The organism is Enterococcus cecorum (genome assembly GCF_052119425.1).
In the GTDB taxonomy this organism is placed as follows: Bacteria; Bacillota; Bacilli; order Lactobacillales; family Enterococcaceae; genus Enterococcus_E; species Enterococcus_E cecorum_C.
The window spans coordinates 13,547-33,216 of the sequence record NZ_JBQKFH010000027.1 but is presented as its reverse complement, the minus strand read 5'-3'; the positions used below and the strand labels follow the sequence as shown (position 1 = coordinate 33,216).

20 protein-coding genes are annotated in these 19,670 nt (G+C 35.0%); all 20 read right to left on the bottom strand.

Going from position 1 to position 19,670, the window contains the following annotated elements; translation table 11 throughout:
- Positions 1-118: 118 nt before the first annotated feature.
- Complete coding sequence (locus ACTQZM_RS08015; protein ID WP_441653429.1) at positions 119-388, bottom strand: DUF1294 domain-containing protein; 270 nt, start codon at positions 386-388, stop codon at positions 119-121.
- Positions 389-449: 61 nt separating this feature from the next.
- Positions 450-1,805, bottom strand: a complete 1,356-nt coding sequence (locus ACTQZM_RS08010) for an MATE family efflux transporter (protein WP_441653428.1) — start codon at positions 1,803-1,805, stop codon at positions 450-452.
- 31 nt (positions 1,806-1,836) lie between these two features.
- On the bottom strand, positions 1,837-2,157 hold the full coding sequence (locus ACTQZM_RS08005) for a hypothetical protein (RefSeq protein WP_441653427.1): 321 nt from the start codon (positions 2,155-2,157) through the stop codon (positions 1,837-1,839).
- Positions 2,158-2,201: 44 nt separating this feature from the next.
- Positions 2,202-2,519 carry a thioredoxin family protein gene (locus tag ACTQZM_RS08000; RefSeq protein ID WP_441653426.1) on the bottom strand — a complete coding sequence of 106 codons (318 nt, stop codon included), beginning with the start codon at positions 2,517-2,519 and terminating at the stop codon, positions 2,202-2,204.
- 1 nt (position 2,520) lies between these two features.
- Positions 2,521-3,483: an L-lactate dehydrogenase gene (locus ACTQZM_RS07995; RefSeq protein WP_441653425.1), complete on the bottom strand. Its 963-nt coding sequence runs from the start codon at positions 3,481-3,483 to the stop codon at positions 2,521-2,523.
- Between the two features lie 84 nt (positions 3,484-3,567).
- Positions 3,568-4,041, bottom strand: coding sequence for a pyridoxamine 5'-phosphate oxidase family protein (locus ACTQZM_RS07990; RefSeq protein ID WP_441653424.1), 474 nt, complete (start codon positions 4,039-4,041; stop codon positions 3,568-3,570).
- Positions 4,042-4,053: 12 nt separating this feature from the next.
- A complete protein-coding gene (locus tag ACTQZM_RS07985; protein ID WP_441653423.1) occupies positions 4,054-4,464 on the bottom strand; it encodes a peptide deformylase in 411 nt (136 codons plus the stop codon).
- A complete protein-coding gene (locus tag ACTQZM_RS07980; RefSeq protein WP_441653422.1) occupies positions 4,465-5,091 on the bottom strand; it encodes an HAD family hydrolase in 627 nt (208 codons plus the stop codon).
- 30 nt (positions 5,092-5,121) lie between these two features.
- The gene (locus ACTQZM_RS07975) at positions 5,122-5,553 is read right to left on the bottom strand and encodes a hypothetical protein (RefSeq protein WP_441653421.1); all 432 of its coding nucleotides are present in this window, start codon (positions 5,551-5,553) and stop codon (positions 5,122-5,124) included.
- Positions 5,554-5,645: 92 nt separating this feature from the next.
- Positions 5,646-6,275: an NAD(P)-dependent oxidoreductase gene (locus ACTQZM_RS07970; RefSeq protein WP_441653420.1), complete on the bottom strand. Its 630-nt coding sequence runs from the start codon at positions 6,273-6,275 to the stop codon at positions 5,646-5,648.
- A 204-nt stretch (positions 6,276-6,479) separates the two neighbouring features.
- Positions 6,480-6,683 (bottom strand): hypothetical protein, encoded by a 204-nt coding sequence (locus ACTQZM_RS07965; RefSeq protein WP_113826726.1) that lies wholly within the window; start codon positions 6,681-6,683, stop codon positions 6,480-6,482.
- Between the two features lie 48 nt (positions 6,684-6,731).
- Entirely contained in the window at positions 6,732-7,184 is a 453-nt protein-coding gene (locus tag ACTQZM_RS07960) for an Rrf2 family transcriptional regulator (RefSeq protein WP_441653419.1), read from the bottom strand.
- A gap of 110 nt (positions 7,185-7,294) precedes the next feature.
- Complete coding sequence (locus ACTQZM_RS07955; protein WP_441653418.1) at positions 7,295-9,106, bottom strand: glycoside hydrolase family 13 protein; 1,812 nt, start codon at positions 9,104-9,106, stop codon at positions 7,295-7,297.
- 4 nt (positions 9,107-9,110) lie between these two features.
- A complete protein-coding gene (locus ACTQZM_RS07950; protein ID WP_441653430.1) occupies positions 9,111-11,522 on the bottom strand; it encodes a glycogen/starch/alpha-glucan phosphorylase in 2,412 nt (803 codons plus the stop codon).
- A 127-nt stretch (positions 11,523-11,649) separates the two neighbouring features.
- The gene (gene glgA, locus ACTQZM_RS07945) at positions 11,650-13,080 is read right to left on the bottom strand and encodes a glycogen synthase GlgA (RefSeq protein ID WP_441653417.1); all 1,431 of its coding nucleotides are present in this window, start codon (positions 13,078-13,080) and stop codon (positions 11,650-11,652) included.
- A gap of 7 nt (positions 13,081-13,087) precedes the next feature.
- The gene (glgD, locus tag ACTQZM_RS07940) at positions 13,088-14,233 is read right to left on the bottom strand and encodes a glucose-1-phosphate adenylyltransferase subunit GlgD (RefSeq protein ID WP_441653416.1); all 1,146 of its coding nucleotides are present in this window, start codon (positions 14,231-14,233) and stop codon (positions 13,088-13,090) included.
- Positions 14,223-15,365, bottom strand: coding sequence for a glucose-1-phosphate adenylyltransferase (locus tag ACTQZM_RS07935; RefSeq protein ID WP_349277672.1), 1,143 nt, complete (start codon positions 15,363-15,365; stop codon positions 14,223-14,225). The genes glgD and ACTQZM_RS07935 overlap by 11 nt, the downstream gene beginning before the upstream one ends.
- Before the next feature lie 51 nt (positions 15,366-15,416).
- Complete coding sequence (gene glgB / locus ACTQZM_RS07930; protein WP_441653415.1) at positions 15,417-17,303, bottom strand: 1,4-alpha-glucan branching protein GlgB; 1,887 nt, start codon at positions 17,301-17,303, stop codon at positions 15,417-15,419.
- A gap of 473 nt (positions 17,304-17,776) precedes the next feature.
- Positions 17,777-18,583, bottom strand: a complete 807-nt coding sequence (locus tag ACTQZM_RS07925) for a DUF1803 domain-containing protein (RefSeq protein WP_441653414.1) — start codon at positions 18,581-18,583, stop codon at positions 17,777-17,779.
- Positions 18,584-18,661: 78 nt separating this feature from the next.
- Entirely contained in the window at positions 18,662-19,591 is a 930-nt protein-coding gene (locus tag ACTQZM_RS07920; protein WP_441653413.1) for a manganese-dependent inorganic pyrophosphatase, read from the bottom strand.
- Between the last annotated feature and the right edge of the window lie 79 nt (positions 19,592-19,670).

Sequence of the window (19,670 nt, the reverse complement as noted above, 5' to 3'; positions counted from 1 at the left end):
TCTAAAGGGACAATTGGTTGTTTCATCATAAAAAATCCTCCAATCTTCTGTTGAATACAGTATAACTGGAGGACTGGAGGAATGATATACACCTTGTTATTGGGCGCTTACCCTTTTTTTATTTAAAAATATAGTCCTTTAACAATAAGGCAACAACAAATTGAATAGCAAAGATAACAGGCAATCCATAACGAAACATAAATTTTCGCGTTTTATGTTGAAAGGCTACCATCCCTAATAGACCGCCAACACTCCCACCAATTATCGATAGTCCAAATAATGTTGCCTCGCTAATCCGCCATTTATGACGCATAGCACGCTGTTTATCAACCCCAAACACACAAAAAGTTAATAAGTTTATCACTCCAAAATAAATATAACCAAACATTTTATCACCTTCTTATGCTTTGTTGAAAAACATTATAGTCTAAGGGAGATGAAAATGAAAATCATTGACTTAAAACTTTGAGAAATCTTAATAGAAACGGTAAAGAGACCATTGCAGCTAAGAAAAATGCAAGTGGTTGGGCCATTTGGATACCCATCAAGCCATAAATATTTGGCAATAAATAAATTAAAGGAATGAAAAACAAACCATTTTGCGCACAGGCTAGAAATGTCGCTTTCCCACTATTACCAGTACTTTGGAATGTCATATTGGCTATTGATACAGTTGGTAAAAATAATTGAGCCACACAAGAAATTCTGAGTGCCAATACACCGATATTTAAAATTGCAGTATCATGTCTGAAAAAATGAATCAACTCAGGAGCAAAAATAAAGCTAGCAATACTTAAAACAGCGATGACTAAACTTGAAAATCCCCATGTAAAAAGAATTCCTTGTCTCACCCGTTTAAATTTTTTTGCTCCGTAATTAAATGAAGATACAGGTTGAAATCCTTGCCCGATTCCGATACAAACTGAAAACATCAATTGCATACACTTAGCCACAATACTCATCGCCGCAATACACGCATCTCCGTAAAGACCTGCTTGGACATTCAAACATAGATTTGACAAACTATTCAAACCTTGACGCGTTAAACTTGGAAAACCATTTTTGATAATATTTAACATCAACTTAGGACTAAAAGTTAAATATCGCCATTCAATTCTACTTTGTGAACGTTTTTGAGCAAACATCGCAAAAAGTATAAACATACTGATATACTGCGAAATTGCAGTAGAAAGACCGGCACCTTGAATACCTAGATGAAAAGTAAAAATCAAGATGGGATCTAAAATCGTATTTAATACCCCACCTGTAACAAGTCCGACCATCGCTAATTTTGCTAAGCCTTCATAACGTAATATATTATTCATGACACAACTAGTTATAAACGCAGGGGCCGCAATTAATATGTAAAAACCGTAACTTTTCGCATAAGGTAAAATAGTTGGCGTACTCCCTAAAAAACGCATCAAAGGCGTAATCAACCAAAGACCAAAAAACAAGAAAAAAATCCCCATTAAAAAAGCCATCGCAAAACCTGTTGTACTGTATTGTCGTGCACGTTCAATCTCTCTTGCGCCTAATAAACGACTAATCCAACTACCTGAACCATGCCCACACATAAAGCCGAATGCCTGCAAAATTGCCATTAAGCTAAATAATATACCTACAGCACCACTAGCAGAAACACTAATTTTTGAAACAAAATAAGTATCCGCGGCATTATAAATCGTTGTAATGAGCATGCTAATTACTGTTGGCACACATAAAGATAAAATAAGCTTATCAACTGGCATTTCCGTCATTTTACGATAATGGATTTCTGCTCTTTGTTTCACTGCTTCTTCCATAAGTCATCTTCTTTCTAAACTTCCACTTTTCTTATTCAGTTAAAGGTTCAAGATAATTGACCTTTTTACCATGTTCATGTGCATATTGAATTTCAGAGGCTGTACTCTTACCAATATAGCCATCCACATTAATCACAAAAATTTCATCCGCTAAATCAATTTTGCGCTTATGCATATCGTCAAGCATCGTTTTTGTCTGACCATCCCAAACTTCATCATCACCTGAATGACCAAACAACCCCACGCTAATCACAATATTTCCTTGAAGTGTCAAATCCTTTTGCGCTTTTATGAATTCATCTTTGAATCGTGTACTACCACATAGCGTAATAATTTTATAGTTGCCAATCATTTCAAACCCTCGATTCCATGAAAATAACCGCTAACCAAAATTGGCTAGCGGACAGTTGATAATCTTTCAAGCTGTTGCGTTAATTGTTTAAAATCAATCATTCTTGCTTGGCGATGAAATTCTTTGCCAGAGTGAAATAAAATCACAACCGGCGCAGCAAACAAACTTAATTGCCCTTTTAACATCGGCACCTTTTCTATATCAACAAAGAAAGCGGGAAAATCATATTGCTGAACCAAACGCTCAACCTTTAGAAAATCCGCCATACAGACACTACAATTAACTTGTTTGCCATAAAGAAGAAAAGTTTGTTTTTCATCTAATAATTTTTGATAACTTTCAAAATCTTGAATTTCAAACATATTAAGCCTCGTAACTATCTAATTGCGGATAAAAAGCTTGTAATAATTGTGCTGATTTTTGTAAGCCAGCTAATTCTTCATCGGTTAATTTAATTTCCACAATTTCTTTGGCACCTGTTGAATCAATAATTGTTGGTACACTTAAGAAGGCTTTTTCAACACCGTATTCCCCATTTAATTCAACAGTTACTGGATAGATACGGTTTTCGTTAAAGAGAATTGATTTTGCAATAGCCGTTGTCGCAGCCGCAATGCCGTAACATGTATTCCCTTTACGATTAAAGATTTCCCAACCTGCCTTGATCGTTTTTTGTAGTAAGATATCTTTCGTCACATCTTTTGTACGAGTCACATTATCAGCTAGCACATCTTCTACTTTCTTACCGCCAATGGTTGCACTACTCCAAGCCACCATTTCGCTATCACCATGCTCACCAATAACAAAAGCCTGAACACTCTTAGAATCCAAATCATACATTGCGCCTAATTCACAGCTTAAGCGGGCACTATCAACCGTTGTACCACTACCAATCACACGATGAGCGGGCAGACCTGATAATTTACGTACATAATAAGTCATGATATCCACTGGGTTTGAAACGATTAAAAAGATACCATCAAAACCAGAGGCCATCACACTATTCACGATGCTAGTCATAATATTAATACTTGGTGCTAACATCTTCAAACGGTCATTCGATTCTTTAGGCATAGGTGCTGAAGCCGTGATAATCACGATATCTGCATCTTTACAGTCACTATATTCTCCAGCTGTTACTTTAATATTACGATTTAAAAAATGAATGGATTGTTGTAAGTCCATCGCTTCGGCATAAGCTTTTTCTTTATTTACATCGATTAAAACAACCTCTGCACATAATCCTTGACTAATAATACTATAAGCAGTTGTCGCACCTACATTACCGATACCGACAATAGCTACTTTTGAATTTTTAAAATCCATGATAATCCTCCAATTATTACATTTAATATCATTGCTTATTTATTCTATCACAAAAATTCTCAAGATGAAATGAATCTGCCTTTGTTACTTTTCATGACGTTTTGCCGAATAATTTTGGATAATCACCTTTATCACTTGAACACAACCGACCATTTTTTCATCAAATTCAAAATCACGGTTCGTTTGTGTTTTCATCAGACATTCCATCGCTCGTATCTTTTCTTTTGAATCAGTCACAATATATGCTTGTCCTTCTCCCATCAATGAAGCAAAAGCAGTAGAATACTTACAAGGATTATCGCCTCCATCAATGGCTTCAACATCCGCGGTAATTTCGATAAAAACATTAGGATTATGGGCAATCACATCAAACTTTCTGCCTGCCTTAGCCCCATGCATATACAAAATAAGTTGTTCATTTTGCCATTGATAGCCGTAATTTAAGGGTACGATATAAGGAAAATCACCATCAATCATACCTAAATGCACGACTTTGCCTTTTTCTAATATTTCTTCTATTTGAGCTAATTCGGTCACTTCTCGATCTTTTCGACGCATTTTTTCACCTACTTAAATTAAGATTCCTTTACAGTGATCAATTTCATGTTGAATAATTTGTGCTGTAAAATCAGTAAAGGTCCCGCGTTGTTTTTTGAATTGATCATTAAAATAGACCACTTCTATTTTTTGATAACGAATGGTGGGCCGTACACCGACTAATGATAGACAACCTTCCTCAGTCTCATATGGATTTTCTTTTTTTACAATTTTTGGATTATACATCACAACTGGACCTACAGGCGTTTGGATAGCGATAATCTGCTTTTGAACGCCAATCATATTCGCAGCTAATCCGACACATTTATCTTGATTTGCTTGAAGTGTGTCCAATAAATCTTGCGCATGCGGTTTATCCTGAGCCGTTGCGCGTTGACTAGGTTGTTGTAAAAAGAATAGGTCGTGATTAATTTCTCTAATCATTTATTCACTCAACCTTCCATGCTTACTTAATAATACTTTTAAATCCGCTAAAGCTTGGTTGTCTGATAAAACTTGAATTCCTCGCATACCCAAACTTTGTGCGGCTTCAATATTACCTTCAATATCATCTAAAAATACGCAATTTTGAGCCTTTAGCCCATATTTATCCAATAGATACTGATAAATTGCTACATCAGGCTTCACCAGTTCAACTTCATAAGATAATACTTTTCCGTCCAAGATTTCATCAATGGGTAAGTAGCCATTTTTTGCTAAATCATAATAAGACGCCGCAGTATTTGAGAGCACAAAAAGTTTATAACCTTGATTTTTTAACTCTCGCGCATAGTCTTGCATTTTGGTAAAAACATCTGCATATTCATACCAATGATAATAAATTTGTCGTAAACTTTCTTGATAAGAGTCATCTAAAAGCGCCAAAGACATATGATAGGCTTTATCTGCATCCAATTCACCGGTATCTTGTCTTGGCCAATAGCCAGAGGTAAAAATAGCTGTTCTTAGCTTGGAAATTCGTTCTTCATCTGTTTCAATTAAATGTAAAAATTTCTCTGGATTCCATTCAATTAAGACGTTACCCATATCATAAATGATTGTATCTATCATCGTGATGCCCCCTTAGTATATATATTCAATCTAAAAAACTTGCTTCCCGATTCGGATAATCATTTCACCAAAATTAAATATTTCTACTTGAGCAGATACAGGAATTTTATTTTTCCATAGCCAGCCAACAAAAAATGTGGAATAGCCATTATGCAACTCAGTGATAATTTCAAATTCCTGATGATTGTACTGTTGAATAAAGTCCTGCATGGCTATCCTTTGTCCTGTAAACTTTCCCTCAGAAAGAACACTGTCATAAACCAAAACCCAACAATCTTCCAAATCGCACTTTGTAAAAATAACTTCTGCTTCAAATCCTTGTTCTTCTCCACTCTTAGAATAGTGAAAAACTTTATCCACAGTAAAAACCAGATGATCATCCGCTAAAGTAATTTTCTTGATTCTGCTGTCATGAAGACCATACTCAGTAATTGAATTTCTATTTCTAATCATTTCCCTCATGAAAATTGCTCCATTCCTTTTCGTTCATTATAACAAAATATTGGTGTAAAAAAAATAAGCGGACGATTGAACATCCACTTATTGCTCCTAAATTATTTAGCTAATACACTGATTCGTTCTTTGATGTGATGTCCCTTTTGTGCTTCATCCACCATTGCAATGGCATAATCCGCATAACTAATCACACTTTCTCCACGATCATTTACAGTAAAGACTTCACCGGCTAAAAGGTAATCTCCTGTACGCTTTCCTTCTGCCTGGAAATCGGCAGCAGGTGATACATACGTCCAGTTAACATCATCGCGTGTTCTCAAATAAGCCAATGATTCTCCCATCGCATTAGCCACTGGTAAATAACTTTCAGGAAAATCAGGAGTCTGAGATAATTGGGTTGTTAAAGTATCATCTACATACAAACTACCAGCCCCACCAACAACTAATAAGCGTTTTTTAGTATTTGCTACTAAATCACCTAATTTTTTTAGTGATTCTGTATGAAGAGGTAAAGTTTCAGGCGTCCAAGCACCAAATGCATCAATTACTACATCCACATCGGCTAAATCTTCCTTAGTTAAATCAAATAAATCCTTTTGAATAAATGCAATTCCTTCATTCTGATTAGCTGAACGTGCGACACCGACTACTTCTAAACCACGACTTTTTGCTTCTTTAATAATATCTTTCGCAGCTTTTCCATTTGATCCGATCACCATTAATTTCATAAAAATATCCTCCAAATAGTTGTAATGATTTTTATTACAACAAGAATATAACTCATCCCTGTTGTAATGTCAATAGTTACAACTAAGAAATTTTGTAATTATTCGCAAACTACTCCTCTCTTTTGTTTAAAGCTTTCAAAACGAACCATATGAAAGGTGAAAACGACTTAAATCATAAAAAAAGCACCTAGTAAATACTAAGCGCTACTTTAATATTTGAATGGATTTGATTTCATCTTCAGGAAAGGCAACAATCCCATCCCGACCAGCAATTTTTAAATCAAGTGAATCATACGCAACATCATCATAATTAATTGCTAAATCAACCGAAACCGCCTTACCAATCCATTCTTTTTGATCATTATCAATGATTTTTACAAGTTTCCCTATATATTTTCTTAAATCCATTATTAGCTTCTTCTTTCAAAATACTGATTCGAATTTGATAAAAAGGACTTAGCTTCCATTATTTTTTTGTTTCTCAATAAACGACTGGGTATCTTTGACAATATCTTCAAGATTTATAGACTTCATTTTTAACTCCATCGCATTTTGAATCTCTTCTAATCTATTATCCAATACCTGATGCATATTTCTTCCTACTGGACAATCCGGGTTAGGTTGATCATGAAAACTAAATAATTGTTGATTCTCAATACTTTCGACTGCATTAAAAACATCTAGGAGGGTGATTTCTGAAAGCGACTTAGCTAATGTTGCACCGCCTGAACCACGCTGAACTTGCACCAATTCAGCATTTTTCAATTGTCCTAAAACTTTTCGAATAATAACTGGATTCACATTTACACTTCTAGCAAGGAATTCACTCGTCACCTTATGCTCATCCTGAAAAATACCAATACAAGTCAAAGTGTGAATAGCAATCGTAAACCGACTAGAAATCTGCATACTTTTCACCTCGAATTAAGTATAAGCAAATATCGTTGTAACGTCAATGATTACAAAAAAACAACCTTTGAAAACAAGCACTAACATTGTGTTCCCAAAGGTTGAAAAGATTATTTCGTAATAAACTCAGTTGTATGTGGCAATAACACCACATCGCCCACTAATTTTTCAAAGATTATTAACTGTTCATCCGGAAGGTTTAAGGTAGTCAGTTGTTCTAACTTCACGGTTTGATTGACAGAAGAAAGATTGAGAAGAAGGATACTCATCTTTTTCTGATTATATCGCACAATGCCAAAAATATTTTCATCGTAAAAAAGTGAGAACTCGCCATCGACTAACACTTGTTGCGCATTACGATGACTAATCCAACGATGATAAATTTGATAACTTGCTTCATTGACGTTTTCCCATGGATAGAATTTACGATTTTGCGGATCTTTTCCACCAGTTAAACCAGCCTCATCGCCATAATATACACAAGGCACACCAGGAACATACATCATCATCGCCACAGCTTGTTCTAATTTTTTCACATCTTCATGAAGCATTGTCGCAATTCGTTCGGTATCATGTGTCCCTAAATTATTAAACAAATTATAGAAAATATCACGAGGATAATTTTCATATAACTGCATAAAGCGATGCGCAATTTGTTTTGGCGTTTTCTGATGGTTCAAAAGTTCTAATACCGCGTCTCTAAAAGGATAATTCATCACGCTATGTAAATGATCACCCAAAATATATTTTCTGCGCGTATTATAAGAAACCTTGTTAGAGGCATCTTCCCATACTTCACCAATTAGTACTTTATCTTTAAAATGATTCAATTGATGGCGAATTCCTTGAATAAATTCGTCCGGAAGTTCATCAGCGACATCTAAACGCCAACCATCAATTCCTTTGTCCAACCAATGAGCAACCACACTTTCATCTGCTTTAAAAATAAAATCTTGAAAACTTTCATCTTCTTTATTGATTTGCGGTAAATCCTTTATGCCCCACCATGAGCGATATCTATCAGGATAATGATCAAATTCAAACCAACTAAAATACAAACTATGCGGATTACGTGCAGCACCATTATGTTTGCCGTATGCACCGTCATAGTTAAAATATTGGCTATGACGGCCCACATGACTAAAGACACCATCTAAAATCAAGTGCATATCATTTTTGTGCAACTCATTCACTAGCGCTGAAAAATCTTCATCCGTTCCTAAGACAGAATCAATCTTAAAATAATCGGCAGTATCATAGCGATGATTACTACGAGCTTCAAAAATCGGATTCAGATAAAGAGCATTCACACCTAATTTTTTTAGGTAAGGAATTTTCTTCATAATCCCTTTTAAATTACCACCATAAAAATCCCAACGCACAACTTCCCCATCAGAATTTTTGATATACATGGGTTCATCTTGCGTTTGCCCATAAATGAAACTATTTGGTTTTGGTTGATTAATTACGCCATTCTCATTGCCATTATAAAAACGATCAGGGAAGATTTGATAAAAGACACTTTCACGATACCATTTAGGTGCGGCATCTTTTTGATTGAAACAAGTGAGTTGATAATCCCATACAGCTTCGGCACAATCATAAATTTGGCCGACACCTCCAAGCTCATTCGAACCATAATAGACGCTACGAGCTTGTCCATTTTCTTGATAAATAATCTCAAATGAATAGTAGTAGAGACCGGCATTTTTTCCTAATTGATATTGGCATTGATAAAGATCTTTACCAACCAAGTGCATATCAATTTGCTGATTTTCATGCCCATCTTTATGGATGGCTAAACTAACACGGTGCACATCAAGCCCACTCACCCGTATCGTGAAGCTAACAACTTTTCCTTCCTCAACTGCTCCAAATGGTCGTTTATATTTACTGGACCAAGGATTGTAATAAATCTCCAAAATCTTAATTCCTCTTTTCCTTATGAAGGTTCACTGGTTCAATTTGCCAGATATCTTCAGCATATTTCATTACTGTGTAGTCAGCAGAGAAGATACCAGATTTTGCAGTATTCGTCAAGCTCATCTTACGCCATTTTGTTTGATCTAAATAATCTTGACTGACTTGTTCTTGAACTTTACAATAAGGTTCAAAATCTTTTAATAAGAAGAATTCATCATTATATTTCAATAGAGAATCAAAAATTTCTTGACCTTCACGTTGAATATTTGGAATCGTACCATCTACAAAGGCATTTAGCACCCGACGAACGACTGGATCTTGATCGTAAATGGCTTGAGCAGAGTAATCCCCTTTTTCATAATAGCGATAAACTTCTTCTTCAGTCAACCCAAAGACATATATATTATCTGCCCCCACATAATCGCGAATCTCAACGTTTGCGCCGTCCATAGTTGCCATCGTCACAGCACCATTCGCCATTAATTTCATATTACTTGTACCAGAGGCTTCTTTAGTTGCTAGCGAAATTTGTTCACTGACATCTGCTGCTGGAATAATGATTTCGGCAAGTGAAACATTATAGTTTGGTAAGAAAACAATCTTCATCTTATCGCCAATATCAGGATCATTATTGATTAAGTTGGCTGTTTCATTAATTGCTTTAATAATGGATTTCGCATAGGCGTAGCTTGGAGCAGCTTTTGCACCAAAAATCCAGACCCGTGGTACAAAATCACGATTTGGATCATCTTTTAAATCTAAGTAACATTTCACAATATGCAATAAATTCAATAATTGACGTTTATAAGCATGTAGACGTTTAATTTGTACATCAAAAATAGCATTTGGATTAACTTCAATATTGCAAGTTTCTTTGATGTATTCAGCAAGACGAACTTTATTTTTATGTTTGGCATCGGCTAATAATTCTAATAAACGGTCATCATCGTAATAATTCATCAACATTTGTAAATCCGTTGGTTCTTTGCGCCATGAAGTGCCAATTGTTTCATCTAATAGACTAGCTAAAGGTTCATTAGATAATTGTAACCAACGTCTTTGTGTAATCCCATTTGTTTTATTATTAAAACGTTCGGGATATAGTACATAAAAATCATGCAATACAACTGATTTTAATAAGTCAGAGTGAAGTTTAGCCACACCATTTGTACTATGACTACCAATAATACTCAAGTTCGCCATATGAATTTGGTCTCCTTGAATAATACGTGTACGTTGAATTAAATCATCTGGGTATAAACCTTGTAAATTTGTCACAAAACGACGATCAATTTCTTCAATGATTTGATACATTCGAGGCAAGTGATATTTCACCATCGAAACTGGCCATTTTTCAAGTGCTTCTTGCATGATAGTATGATTTGTATAGCTCATCATACTTACTGTTAATCCCCACGCTTTTTCCCATGATAAATCGAATTCATCAAGTAAAATACGCATCATTTCAGGTACACATAAGGCTGGGTGCGTATCATTAATATGAATAGCAATATATTCATTAATACGACTAATTGGCATTTTCGTTTTCTTATAGTAACGAATAATACTTTGAATCCCTGCTGAAACAAAGAAATACTCTTGCGTCAAACGAGTTAAACGACCTTGTTCGTTGGAATCATCTGGATATAATACAGCAGTTAAATCTTCAACCATCCGTCGTTCTTCAATACTACGATATTTTCCTTCTTCAGAGGCTGGAATTTCTACACTCCATAGACGTAAAGTATTTACTGTATCATTTTCATAACCAACAACACCTGTATCATATGGCACAGCTTTTAAGATTCGTTCGTTTTCAGCAACTGGTTTTAAACTACCATCAGGCATCGGTTTCATATAAACGTTACCACCGAAATGGACATTAACTGATTCGCTTTCACGACGAACTTCCCATACATTGCCACTCTTTAACCAAGCATCCGGCAATTCGACTTGATAGCCATCAACAAATTGTTGTTTGAACAAACCATAATCATAACGAATACCATTTCCGTTACCTGGTAATTCACGGGAAGCCAAACAATCTAAGAAACAAGATGCTAAACGACCTAAACCACCATTTCCTAAGGCCATGTCATTTTCGACACGAAGAACATCGTCAAAATCAAAGCCGAATTCTTCTACAGTATCACGCACCATATCCAACATGCCTAAACTTAATAAATTACTCTTTAACATGCGGCCTGGTAAAAATTCAATAGAAAAATAATAAGATTGTTTTTGTTTATGTTCTAAATAACGTTGACGTGTACGATGCCACGAATCGGCATAGCTTGCTCGTACAATTTGACCAATAGCAACAAACAACTCATTTGGTGTTGCTGTTTCAATTTCCATCGCAAAATTTTCTCTTAATCTTTTTCTTAAATCATCAATAAATTCATCACGTGTCATTACTTGACGTTCCGACATCTTCTTTTCCCCCTCGTTATGTATGTCTAAATAAATCAAATGACATTGAAAGGCAAAACTCCAAAAAGATGAAACCTCTTGGAAATTTTGCCTTATTCATCTTTAATCATTAAAGGATTGAATTATATAATTGTAAATAAATCATACAACTTTGATGCCAACTGAAATCACGACTCATCGCATTTTGAACCAATTGATCCCAATATTGCCGATGATTTGCATATAAATCAACAGCTTGTAAGAGTGTTTGCATCATAATAAATGGTCTAAAGTCATTAAATCCAAATCCCGTACCTTCATTGGTAATTGGGTTATAAGGAACAACTGTATCTTTCAAACCACCGATTTCATGAACAACAGGTAAAGTACCATATCTCATCGCCACCATTTGTGATAAGCCACATGGTTCAAAAGCAGAAGGCATTAAGAATATATCTGAGCCTGCATAAATCAATTGAGCCAAACCTAAATTGAAATCAATATTGATTGCACATTTTTCTGGATAACGTGCCCCAATTTGACTAAAGGCAGCTTCAAATCGCGGATCACCTGTACCTAACAAGACAAATTGAACATCAAATTGCAATAGATTTTCTAACTCTTCCACAACCAAATGGAACCCTTTTTGATAAGTTAGACGACTAACCACCCCAATGACTGGAACATCTTCACGTTGTGGTAAATGCATCTTTTCTTGCAATAGTCGCTTGTTTTCAGCTTTACCACTTAAATCCTCTTTTGAATAATGATAGGATAAATGCCTATCCGTTTCTGGATTGTTGACTTCCATATCAATACCATTGACAATCCCTGATAATTTACTATTCTCCATTCTTAAAATGACATCAAGTCCACAACCAAATTCACGAGTTTGGATTTCTTGTGCATAAGAAGGTGAGACTGTGGTAATCTTATTGGCATAAAGAATTCCAGCTTTCATAAAGTTTACACAGTTTTCAAATTCAATGGTCCCATCATCGTAACGCTCAGCTGACATACCAAATAAATCAGATAAGACGCTACGATTAAACTTGCCTTGGAATTCCAAATTATGAATAGTCAAGACAGTTTTAATTGGACGATACGCTTCAATCCAATGATATTTTTCACGTAATAAAAATGGAATCATTGCTGTATGATAATCATTTACATGCAAGATATCTGGGATAAAATCAACTCTTTCCATCATTTCAATAATGGCTTGTTGGAAAAAGGCAAATCTTTCACCATCATCATAATATCCATATAATTGATCACGATTAAAATAGTATAAGTTGTCAATGAAATAATATCTGACATCCCCTAATTTCAAAGTTTTAATGCCACAATATTGACTGCGCCAACCCACTTTTACTTCAAAATTTAAGACATCATCTACTTTTTCTTTATAAGTTTCATTCATCTTTTTGAAGTATGGCATGACTACAGCAACTTCCACGCCTTCTTTGGCCAAAGCTTTAGGAAGTGCACCAGCAACATCACCTAAGCCACCTGTTTTAAAAAAAGGAGCACATTCACTTGCTGCAAATAAAATTTTCATTAATTCGTTAGCCTCCAATAATATCTTCTGTTACATTACTTGCTCTAGATACCACTACTGGATTTTCTGGCGTACCAATAATTGAAACATGGTCCGCTACTTTACAATTTTTATCTAAAATGGCATATTGAATTTTAGCTCCTTCACCGATTACACAAGAAGAATGAACTAAGGAATCTTCAATTTTAGCACCTTGTTTAACCACTACTGTACGGCCAAGTATAGAATGAACAACTTCACCTTCAACTTCACAACCAGTACCGAACTGTGCATTATTAACAACGGCAGAATCAGAGTAGTAAGTTGGAAATTCATTATGAACTTTTGTATAGATTTTTTGGTTTGCATACATTAATGAATTGAACTTAGCTGGTGTCAACATATCCATATTTGCTTTATAGTAAGATTTCACATCAAAAATATTACTTAAATAACCAGTATATTCATACGCAGTAGTATTTTCATCAATCATTGAACGCAAACAACTTTCCACGTGAGTCCAAACACCCTCTTTTTGGCTTTGACGTAAAGCTGCTAAAAGTCGTTCTACTTTTACAATATAAATATCGGTACAAAGATTGGCAATTTCACCATCAGCAACATCTTTTCCGCTAGTTTTACTTGCCACTTTGCCATCTTCATTAAAATTCAACACCAAATCGGTATCGTAAATATCTTCTTTTGGCATTTTTTTGTAAACAACGGTTAAATCACTATGGTCTTCATGTAATAAATGAATGTTTAATAAAGCTTTTAAATCAATATTACATAGAACTTTGCTACTGAAGTAAACCATATATTTTGATTTTGCTTTTTCTAAATAATCAATAACAGCATCGTAATAACCATTGTGATCTTTCATTTTTTCTGCTTCTCGTTCAAATAAATGAATGAAGAAACGGTTATTGATACCATCAAGATTCCATTCGGTCCCACCACCTAAATGGTCAAAGACAGAACGACTTTCATCATAGTTAAATACCATAAATACTGAATGGATATTAGAATTAGCGATAGATGATAAATTAAAGTCAATTAAACGATATTTACTATCAAAAGGCAAGGTTGCCACAGGGCGATAATCCGTTAATGGAGCTAACCCCTCATAATTATGCAGATTTCCTAAAAAAGCACACATTCTATTAGTCTTCATCAGCAGCCACTCCAATCACTTCAGAATATCCAACGACAGCAATTTCATCTGTACCATCGATTACTGCGTTATCACCAATAATTGCATTTTCACCAATAATTGCACGGTTAATCGTTACATTTTTACCAATTGTTGCGCCAGACATAATCACGCTGTCTTTTACACTTGCACCCTCTTTTACTTGCACTTCATCAGAAAGAATAGAGTGATTAACGGTACCAGCAATATAACAACCATCAGAAATTAAAGAGTTTTTAGCTGAACCAGTTTCAGTAATTGAATGAGGTGGCGCAATACGGTTTTTAGAATAGATTCGCCATGATTTATCGCGCATCGCTAAATCTAGGCTAGGATCAATAAATTCCATATTTGCTTCCCATAATGAATCGATGGTACCCACATCTTTCCAATAACCACTGAAGCGATAAGCAACCACATTTTCACCACTATCAAGATAAAATGGAATGACGTTTTTACCAAAGTCATTCATATCATTTTCTTTTGTATGGCTATTCATTAAGACATTGCGTAAACGGCCCCAGTTAAAGATATAAATCCCCATTGAAGCCAAATTATTTTTTGGTTCTTTTGGTTTTTCTTCAAATTCAATGATACGATCATTTTCATCAGTATTCATAATACCAAAACGTGAAGCTTCATGCATTGGTACTTCAATAACTGCAACCGATAACGAAGCATTATTTTTCTTGTGGTTTAACAACATATCTTCATAGTCCATTTTGTAAATATGGTCACCAGACAAGATAAGCACATATTGAGGGTCCATTTGATCAATATAATCAATATTTTGGAAGATGGCATGAGCAGTCCCTTCAAACCATTTACTACCTTCTGAACTTGAATAAGGTTGTAAAACGGTCACCCCTGTATTAATCCCACTCAATCCCCAGCTAGATCCATTTCCGATGTGGCTATTTAAGGCAAGTGGTTGATACTGTGTTACAACACCTACATTTTTAATACCGGAGTTCGCACAATTACTCAATGTAAAATCGATGATACGGTAACGGCCTCCAAAAGGAACAGCTGGTTTGGCAATATTTTTTGTCAATTTTCCTAAACGGGTACCTTGACCACCAGCTAAAATCATTGCAAGCATTTCAGTTTTCATTCATTCGGTGAAATAATTCACCTTTCCCTCCTTTCGACAGCACAACAAAATTTATTTAGAACGAACATTCACTTTCTTAGGTTTGATAATTAAGGCACCTAACGAAGGAACAATCGTCTGAATCTGATAGTGAAAATCCTTATATGCTTTTTTCTCTGCAGTCATCGGTGCATTTGGTTTCACCCAAGTTCCACCAAATTCTGCCATTTCGGTATTTAGTAATTCCTCGTATTCACCAGCATAAGGAACACCAATCGCAAAGTCTTTACGTTCAACAGGTGCAAAATTGATAACAAAAATCAAGAAATCTTTTTTAGTCTTGCCACGACGAATAAAACTCAAAACAGAATCTTCGCTATTATCTGCGTCAATAAACTCGATCGTCGTATTTTCATCATCTAACTCCCAAAGTGAACGTTCATCATGATACAGTTGATTTAAAACTTTGGTGAAGTGTTGCATTTTGGCATTCATATCATCTTGTAAATCACGCCATTCAAGACCTTCAGCATATTTCCATTCCAAAAATTGTCCCCATTCACTACCCATAAAGAGTAATTTTTTACCTGGATGAGCCATTTGGAAAGTATACATATTACGAAGATGAGCGAATTGTTTGTAACGATCGCCCCACATCTTATGCATTAAGCTCTTCTTGCCATGAACCACTTCGTCATGAGAAAGCGATAGAATAAAGTTTTCGTTAAACATGTACATAAAAGAGAATGTGGCTAAGTTGAAATGATATTTACGATAGACCGGATCCATCTCATAAAATTTCAAGATATCATTCATCCAACCCATATTCCACTTGTAATCAAAGCCTAGCGCTCCTGTTTCAATCATGCCAGTAACCTTGGTATCAGCAGAACTTTCTTCAGCAATCATAACAACTTCTGGATGAGCCAATTTGATCACTGCATTCATCTTTTGTAAGAAGTAATAGCCTTCTAAATTGCGATTACCTCCTTCATGATTTGGGTGCCATTCACCTTCGTCGTAATCGCGATAAATCATATTAGAAACCGCATCTACCCGAATACCATCTAAATGGAAAGTCTCTAGCCAAAACATCGCACTTGATAGAATAAAACTTTGAACTTGTGGTTTCCCTAAATCAAAATTAAGTGCACCCCAACGGATATTCTTTGCGCGCCATTCTTCTTGATATTCATAAGTTGGCGTACCATCATAATACGCTAAGGCATCATAATTCACACAAAAATGTCCAGGAACCCAGTCCATAAATACACCAATATTGTTTAAATGACATTGTTCGACAAAATCTTGAAACTCCTCAGGTGTACCATATTCATGCGCTAAAGCAAAATATCCTGTTGTTTGATAGCCCCATGATGCAGCTAAAGGATGTTCAGTCAATGGCATAAACTCAACATGCGTATAATGCATTTCCACTAAATAAGGAATTAATTCTTCTGCCAGTTCACTAAAAGTATAGGCCGTACCATCTGCATGACGTTTCCATGAACCTGCATGTACTTCATAGATATTCATTGGACGTTTAAAGAAATTGGATCGTTTTTGACGACCTTTCCATAAACCATCTTTCCACTTTTTAACCGGTAAATGATAAACTTCAGCAGCATTATTTGGTCTTGCTTCATAGCGGATGGCCATTGGATCAAACTTCATACATTCCGTGCCATCAGCTTGACGAATCTTATACTTATAAAGCTGACCTTTAATATCTTGGTCGACAGAAATCTCCCAGATACCAGAATCTCTCTTGTTCATCGGCATGGAATCGTCCCACTGATTAAAGTCCCCTTGTAACCAAACTTGTTGCGCATTCGGAGCCCAAACTCGGAAAGTGTAGGAACCATCTGCAAACTGACAACCTAACAGATGATGCAGATAAAAATTTTCACCTGTCAAAAAATGTTGCTCAGCTTCTAAAAATTCTTTGGTACTTGTCATAAAATCGCCTACCCTTATTAACCAATTCTTAACTATTAAAAAATTCAATAGATAAATAACAACCAATAATTTACAATATCAGTATAACACTTTCTAAAGATAATAACTAATAAAATTGTGCAAATTTCTTCAAAAAAAATATTATTCCAAAAATAAAACAGTTTACCTAAATATTATTAGCAAAAAACCTTAATAAAATTAATAATATTTAACTTCACCCAATTCGATATTGACAAATCTTTAATTTTATTTAGCAAAATATTTTTCACAAGCTTGCTGGATATAACAAAACACACTACTTTTTCTGAAATTTACAAAAAGTTATTGTAAACGCATAATATAACTTTGAAAACCGTTTGAAAGATTGTGAATCTCGTTGTTTTATTTTTCATTTTTTCAAAAAATACAAAAAAATAGCCTGGCTTATTCCTTATTTAGAAATAGATCCAGACTATCTTAAACTATACTTATTTTTAATTACTCATGTTTTCTAATGATATATTTTGAATTAAATTTACATCGTTATTATTTAGCATTTGTGTCAATATCATTCTTTGTTCGCAAGCCGATTTTTGAACAAACTTTTCTAGTAACTCTGGTGCAATATTTACATGTGCATCCAATAACAAATTCGGTGCAAATACTAATTGTTCCTCTCTCTGAACAAAACCAAAATGGATTGCTGACTGAACAAAGATTGAATCCCTGATACGACGGCGTTTATGTAGAATTTTATCGAATAAAGCTTCATATTGGTCTAATAAATATTGAGCATCTACATCACCCAACAAGTCATACATTTCAGTATATTTGTCTAGATGCATTTGTTGCTCGCAGGCTTGTAAATACCCCGCAAGATGTTGCCCGATTACATCATTATAAAGCGTCTCGATGCGCATATAACCATTGGACAAGACATCGAAATGAGCAAAGGAAGCCATATCAACTGCATAAAAGCTATCATCTTCTAGCAGCTTTAAATTTCTTGCTAATTCAATCATCATTACTTGATTTACAACCGTGTTAAATGCATCATCTTTAACGACCTCAGTATAAATCGGAAACTGTAGGGTGTATCTTTTTGACTGACGCTTAATAAGTCCATAAGCAATCAAAGTATCTAAACGCTTATCAAAATGTGCATCAGTAGTTAAATCAGCTTTTAATTGACGTAGCGTAACATCTTGGTGTGTATTTAAATACTGTACCATTTCCATAAAAAAAGAGCTATGAATTAATGGTGCTATTTTTTGGAATTTTTGTCCGTAAAAGAATTCCATAAAAACCTCCAAACATCCTAAAAAAATAAAAAATCAGCAAAAAGCACAAAGCCTTCTACTGATTTTTAGTCATGGTTCTTAACCTTCAAATGCAGCAGTTAATTGAGGAACCACTTGTTTTTTACGTGATACAACACCTTTTAATAGGGCACGATTATTTTCAAGCGTCACATTAAAGGCTTTTTCTACATTTTCTTTTGGTTCACCCACAATTAAAATTTCAGAATCACTATCTAAAATATTTGTAACGACCAACACAAATAAATCATAGCCATTCGCAGCATTTGCCTCTTGCATCGCTGATTCTAACTCAGCTTGACGTGCAAAGACTTCAGCTAAATCAACAGTATTTACTTGAGCGATTCTTAAGTTGCTACCACCCATTGGGAAGCTTTTAGCATCTAAATCAATTAATTCAGCTGCTGATTTTGTTCCTAAGTTTGTACCAGCTTTTAACATTTCCAAACCATAAGCTTCTAAATCTACTCCAGCAATTTCAGCTAATTCTTTTGCTGCTTGAACATCTTCTTGTGTGCAAGTAGGTGATTTGAATAATAAAGTATCAGATACAATCGCAGAAAGCATAATTCCGGCAATATTTTTTGGTACTTCAACATTATTTTCTTTATATAGTTTTAAAATGATTGTTGAAGTACAGCCAACTGGTTCTGCACGATAATATAATGGATTGGCTGTTTGGAAGTTCGCAATACGGTGATGATCAACAACTGCTAAGATTTCCACTTTTTCAATATCACTAACACTTTGTTGGAATTCATTGTGGTCTACCAACATCACTTGTTCCACTTCATTAGCCACAGTTTCAACCACACGTGGGGCAGTTAACCCAAAATGATTTAAGGCAAAAGCTGTTTCTTCATTTGGTTCACCTAAAGCCACTGCCTCAGCATCTTTACCTAATTCTTTTTGTAAGTTTGCAAATGCAATCGCTGCGCCAATTGCATCAGTATCTGGATTTTGATGTCCGAAAACTAAAATTTTTGACATTTTCTCCACTCCAATCTATTTTATCTAATCATCATGATAACAAAAATAGAGAAAGAATCAATATAAAAATCAATTCTTT

Excerpts from the sequence above, each read along its gene's own strand:
- ACTQZM_RS08015 (WP_441653429.1), bottom strand. The coding sequence starts at position 388 with ATGTTTGGTTATATTTATTTTGGAGTGATAAACTTATTAACTTTTTGT.
- ACTQZM_RS08010 (WP_441653428.1), bottom strand. The coding sequence starts at position 1,805 with ATGGAAGAAGCAGTGAAACAAAGAGCAGAAATCCATTATCGTAAAATG.
- ACTQZM_RS08005 (WP_441653427.1), bottom strand. The coding sequence starts at position 2,157 with ATGATTGGCAACTATAAAATTATTACGCTATGTGGTAGTACACGATTC.
- ACTQZM_RS08000 (WP_441653426.1), bottom strand. The coding sequence starts at position 2,519 with ATGTTTGAAATTCAAGATTTTGAAAGTTATCAAAAATTATTAGATGAA.
- ACTQZM_RS07995 (WP_441653425.1), bottom strand. The coding sequence starts at position 3,483 with ATGGATTTTAAAAATTCAAAAGTAGCTATTGTCGGTATCGGTAATGTA.
- ACTQZM_RS07990 (WP_441653424.1), bottom strand. The coding sequence starts at position 4,041 with ATGCGTCGAAAAGATCGAGAAGTGACCGAATTAGCTCAAATAGAAGAA.
- ACTQZM_RS07985 (WP_441653423.1), bottom strand. The coding sequence starts at position 4,464 with ATGATTAGAGAAATTAATCACGACCTATTCTTTTTACAACAACCTAGT.
- ACTQZM_RS07980 (WP_441653422.1), bottom strand. The coding sequence starts at position 5,091 with ATGATAGATACAATCATTTATGATATGGGTAACGTCTTAATTGAATGG.
- ACTQZM_RS07975 (WP_441653421.1), bottom strand. The coding sequence starts at position 5,553 with ATGAGGGAAATGATTAGAAATAGAAATTCAATTACTGAGTATGGTCTT.
- ACTQZM_RS07970 (WP_441653420.1), bottom strand. The coding sequence starts at position 6,275 with ATGAAATTAATGGTGATCGGATCAAATGGAAAAGCTGCGAAAGATATT.
- ACTQZM_RS07965 (WP_113826726.1), bottom strand. The coding sequence starts at position 6,683 with ATGGATTTAAGAAAATATATAGGGAAACTTGTAAAAATCATTGATAAT.
- ACTQZM_RS07960 (WP_441653419.1), bottom strand. The coding sequence starts at position 7,184 with ATGCAGATTTCTAGTCGGTTTACGATTGCTATTCACACTTTGACTTGT.
- ACTQZM_RS07950 (WP_441653430.1), bottom strand. The coding sequence starts at position 11,522 with ATGACACGTGATGAATTTATTGATGATTTAAGAAAAAGATTAAGAGAA.
- glgA (WP_441653417.1), bottom strand. The coding sequence starts at position 13,080 with ATGAAAATTTTATTTGCAGCAAGTGAATGTGCTCCTTTTTTTAAAACA.
- glgD (WP_441653416.1), bottom strand. The coding sequence starts at position 14,233 with ATGAAGACTAATAGAATGTGTGCTTTTTTAGGAAATCTGCATAATTAT.
- ACTQZM_RS07935 (WP_349277672.1), bottom strand. The coding sequence starts at position 15,365 with ATGAAAACTGAAATGCTTGCAATGATTTTAGCTGGTGGTCAAGGTACC.
- glgB (WP_441653415.1), bottom strand. The coding sequence starts at position 17,303 with ATGACAAGTACCAAAGAATTTTTAGAAGCTGAGCAACATTTTTTGACA.
- ACTQZM_RS07925 (WP_441653414.1), bottom strand. The coding sequence starts at position 18,583 with ATGGAATTCTTTTACGGACAAAAATTCCAAAAAATAGCACCATTAATT.
- ACTQZM_RS07920 (WP_441653413.1), bottom strand. The coding sequence starts at position 19,591 with ATGTCAAAAATTTTAGTTTTCGGACATCAAAATCCAGATACTGATGCA.